Here is a 4,203-nt window from a genome sequence, read left to right as displayed (position 1 = left end):
CCGACCTTCTTGAAGACCAATGTGGTGGCCGACGGCCGGATCACCTCGGGCTCCTCGCGGCTGGCCGACGGGCTCATGCGCTGGACCGGGTTCTCGGCCGAACGGGTCGCCCGCACCACCCTCGACGCGCACGACCGGGGCGTGCTCTATGTCGTGCCGCAGCTCGATGCCCGCGTGGTCTGGCATCTCAAGCGGCACTTCCCGGCCCTCTACACCCAAGCCCTCGGCGTCCTGAATCGCGTCCTGCCGCAGGACGATTCGGCGCCCTCGACCACCCTGAAGACGGGAGTCTGACATGTCCTTCGACTTCGACAACATGCTGGCCAAGATCAAGTCCAAGCAGTGGGCGCTGGCCGATATCGACTGGGACGCACCGGGCGCCGAGCTCATCGACCCGGCCCTGCACGCCAAGCTCAAGCCGTTCATGGCCGATCTGATGTGGATCGAGAACGTGGGCGCGCGCGGCTTCGCGGCCATGGCCAAGAAGGCCCCCACCCCGACATTGGCCGAGATCTACCGCTACTTCCACGCCGAGGAGCAGCGGCACGCCAACGCCGAACTGGCGTTGATGCGGCGTTGGGGCATGCTCGACGGTGACGAGATCCCGCAGCCCAATATCAATGTGAAGCTGGTGATCGACTTCCTGGACAAGCACTCCGACGGGATGTCGCTGTCGTTCCTGGGCACCGTCATCCCCATGCTGGAGGTGGCCCTCGACGGCGCGCTGATCAAGTTCGTCACCGACGAGATCGCCGATCCGGTGGCACAGGAGGTCTTCAAGAAGATCAACAATGACGAATCCCGGCATCTGGCCACCGATTACGCGGTCATGGAGCTGCTCGGGCACGCGAGCGCGCGCAAACTGGCCATCGATCTGGTGGGCGGCTGGGTCAAACCGTCGCTGATGATCGGGGTGCTCAGCTATGTGCCGCTGCTGAACAAGATGCGCGACAACATTGTCGAGATGGGCGTCAACGAGGAGAAGCTCTATGCCGCCATGGCCCGGTTCAAGCAGGTCGGCGAGCGCGCGCCGATCGCGAACCGGGTGCCCATGTACCGGATCGTGAAAATGCATTCGGGCTGGGTGATCAACCGCGATCACCCGTATCACCTGGTCGCGGACGCACTGGTCAAACTGACCGGGGCCATTCCGGACCGGCTGCTGCCCAAGCAGCCGACCTGGTCGCAGGAACTCACCTACGAGCCGGTCGCGTGAACGCCGTGGGCAAGCCACTGGACGTGGCGATCATCGGAGCCGGATTCGCGGGCATCGGCGCGGCCATTCGACTGCGGCAGAAGGGGATCGGCGACTTCGCGATCTTCGAGCGCGGCGACCGGGTGGGCGGCACCTGGCGCGACAACACCTATCCCGGCGCGGCCTGCGATATTCCGTCGCGGCTGTACTCCTACAGCTTCGCGCCCAACCCGGATTGGTCTCGAACCTATTCCGGCAGTGGGGAAATCCTCGGGTACATCGACTCGATGGTCGAGGACTTCGCGCTCGCACCCGCTATCCGGTTCGGCCACAACGTGACCGGCATCGTGTACGACGAGGAAGCGGGCCTGTGGACCTTGTCCTTCGCGGCCGGTCGGCGAAAGATGCGGGCGCGCACCGTGATCCTGGCCTCCGGGCCGCTGTCGAATGCCGGATTCCCGGACATCCCCGGGATCGACAGCTACGAGGGCCACAAGATCCACAGCGCCCGCTGGGATCACGACTACGACTTCACCGGCAAGAAGGTGGCCGTGGTCGGCACCGGAGCCAGTGCGGTGCAGATCATTCCGGAATTGGTGCAGCAGGCCGCGGCGGTGAAGGTCTTCCAGCGCACGCCCGGCTGGGTGCTGCCGCGGGTCGACCGCCGCACGCACGGGCTCACCAAACAGCTCTACCGGCAGGTGCCCCTCACCCAGACGCTGGCGCGGGAGGCGTGGTTCTGGGGACACGAGTCGGTGGCGCTGGGCGTGGTGTGGAATACGCCGCTGACCCGGGTCGTGGAATCGGTGGCGCTGGCGCATCTGCGTAGCCAGGTGCGCGATCCGTGGCTGCGCCGCCAGCTCACCCCCGACTTCCGGGCGGGCTGCAAGCGGCTGCTGATGAGCAGCGACTACTACCCGGCGTTGCAGAGCCCCAACTGCAAGCTCATCACCTGGCCGATCGCGGAGCTCTCGCCGCAGGGCATCCGGACCGCGGAGGGGATCGAGCATCGATTCGACTGCATCGTGTTCGCCACCGGATTCGAGGTGTCCAAGGCGGGCACGCCGATTCCGATCACGGGTCGCGACGGCCGTTCGCTGGCCGAGGAGTGGCGCGGCGGCGCGTACGCGTTCAAGAGCGTGACCGTGGCCGGGTACCCGAATCTGTTCCTCACCTTCGGGCCGAACTCCGGGCCGGGCCACAATTCGGCGCTCGTCTATATGGAGGCGCAGATCGACTACCTCACCGACGCGATCAAGATCGTGCTCGACCGGGGCCTGCGCGCGCTGGAACCGCGGCAGGATCGGCAGGACCGCTACAACCGGCGCATCCAGCGGCGGCTGGCGGCCACCACCTGGAATTCCGGTTGCCGCAGCTGGTATCTCACCGAGGACGGGTTCAACGCCACCATGTACCCGGGTTTCGGCAGCCAGTACGCCCGGCAGCTGGCCACGGTCGATCTGACGGACTTCCACCTGCGCTAGGGTCGTGATCATGGCGGACTACCGCATCGACGATCTCGCCCAGGCCGCCGGCACCACCACCCGCAATGTGCGGGCGTATCAGGAGAAGGGCCTGCTGCCGACGCCGACCAAGCGCAGCGGGCGGGCCCTGATCTACGACGACGCGCACCTGGCCCGGCTGCGCATCATCGACGCATTGCTGCAACGGGGATTCACCATCGCGCACATCGCGGATTTCATCACCAGCTGGGAGACGGGCAAGGATCTCACCGAGATCCTCGGCCTGCAGAGCGCGGTCACCGACACCTGGGGCAAATCCCATGAGCCGGTGGAGCTTCCGCGTGAACTCGTCGACACCTTCTTCGGCGACACGCCCGAGCATCAGGTCGACAGCGCGCAGCTGGCGCGGCTCGAGGAGCTCGGTCTGATCAGGCTGCACGGTGACACCGCCGAACTCACCCGGCCGGATCTGCTCGAGACCTTCGCGGGTCTCAGCGCGTACGGCATCCGGCTCCCCGGCCTGATCGACCTGTACGCCTCGGTGGTCGGCCGCCTCGAGGACATCGCCCGCCTCATGGTGGTCGCCGCCAAGGACCATTTCGTGGAACAGCACGGGCCCGGCTGGCTGCCGGACTCGGACGCCGAAATCGCCGAGACCACCGAAATGATCAACCACATGCGCGAACTCGGCACCCGCGCCGTCCGCGAGGGCCTCGACCAGGCGCTGGACCAAGTGCTGCGGTCCGAACTGGGCGCCTACCTGGCCACCGTCGCGGAACACCGCGCGCAGGACGCGTGACCGCTGCGTCCCGAGGCTCGGCGCAGCGGTGGACCGGCGGCGATGATTCGTCCTATGATCACTCTCGAATTCCGTTGTACGGATAGATAATTCCGATCTGCGGAATCCTATCGGTGGTAATTCGCTGTGCGAGGGGGTCATTCGATGAATGTCACGGTATTCGGTGCGGGCGGAATGGGGCTGTATTTCGCGGCCATGCTGGCGCGCGTCGGGCATCGGGTCACGGTGGTCGGCCGGGAGAGCACCGTCGAAGCGGCCCGCGAGCCGCTGGTGCTCGGCCATGGGGCGGTGGAGATTTCGGTCCCCGGCGTGCGCGCGATCACCGAGATCCCGGCCGACGCCGAACCAGCGGACCTGATCGTGGTGGCGGTGAAGGCGTGGCAGGTCGCGGACGCGGCCGCAGCTCTCCGGCCTTTGATCGGCCCGCACACTGTCGTCCTGCCGGTGCAGAACGGTGTCGAGGCCCCCGCCGACCTCGCCGCGGTGCTCGGCACGCAACACATCCTCGGCTGCACCTGCGTGGTGATCGCGCAGCGCCTCGCGCCGTGGCAGGTCCGCTGCCTCGGTGCGCACGCCACCGTCGAAATCGGTGCGCTGACAGCGGATTCCCACCGACCGGACGACGCATGGGATCCGGTCGGAGAGGTTTCCACCGTCCTCACGGCGGCCGGGATCGGGGTGACGCGGTCGACTCGATGGTGTCCTTGTCGCGAATCGAACCGCCCGGGTGCACGATCGCGCGCACG

Annotated in this window: 4 protein-coding genes and 1 pseudogene; all 5 read left to right on the top strand. The window is 67.0% G+C overall.

Going from position 1 to position 4,203, the window contains the following annotated elements; genetic code table 11:
- Positions 1-294 (top strand): annotated as a pseudogene (locus ACWELQ_RS39860) (SDR family NAD(P)-dependent oxidoreductase); the annotation flags it as partial.
- Position 295: 1 nt separating this feature from the next.
- Positions 296-1,216, top strand: a complete 921-nt coding sequence (locus tag ACWELQ_RS39855) for a ferritin-like domain-containing protein (protein ID WP_452402183.1) — start codon at positions 296-298, stop codon at positions 1,214-1,216.
- Entirely contained in the window at positions 1,213-2,679 is a 1,467-nt protein-coding gene (locus ACWELQ_RS39850; protein ID WP_452402182.1) for a flavin-containing monooxygenase, read from the top strand. Before ACWELQ_RS39855 ends, ACWELQ_RS39850 begins: the two co-directional genes overlap by 4 nt.
- Before the next feature lie 10 nt (positions 2,680-2,689).
- On the top strand, positions 2,690-3,457 hold the full coding sequence (locus ACWELQ_RS39845) for a MerR family transcriptional regulator (RefSeq protein WP_452402181.1): 768 nt from the start codon (positions 2,690-2,692) through the stop codon (positions 3,455-3,457).
- A gap of 144 nt (positions 3,458-3,601) precedes the next feature.
- The coding region (locus tag ACWELQ_RS39840; protein WP_452402180.1) for a ketopantoate reductase family protein at positions 3,602-4,203 on the top strand (602 nt) is incomplete at its 3' end.

It is taken from the genome of Nocardia sp. NPDC004722 (assembly GCF_053601505.1).
The sequence above is the reverse complement of the archived record's forward strand: the minus strand, read 5'-3'. Positions and strand labels throughout refer to the sequence as shown.

What these genes read in the sequence shown, in the direction of transcription:
- ACWELQ_RS39855 (WP_452402183.1), top strand. Translation starts at nt 296, where the DNA reads ATGTCCTTCGACTTCGACAACATGCTGGCCAAGATCAAGTCCAAGCAG.
- ACWELQ_RS39845 (WP_452402181.1), top strand. Translation starts at nt 2,690, where the DNA reads ATGGCGGACTACCGCATCGACGATCTCGCCCAGGCCGCCGGCACCACC.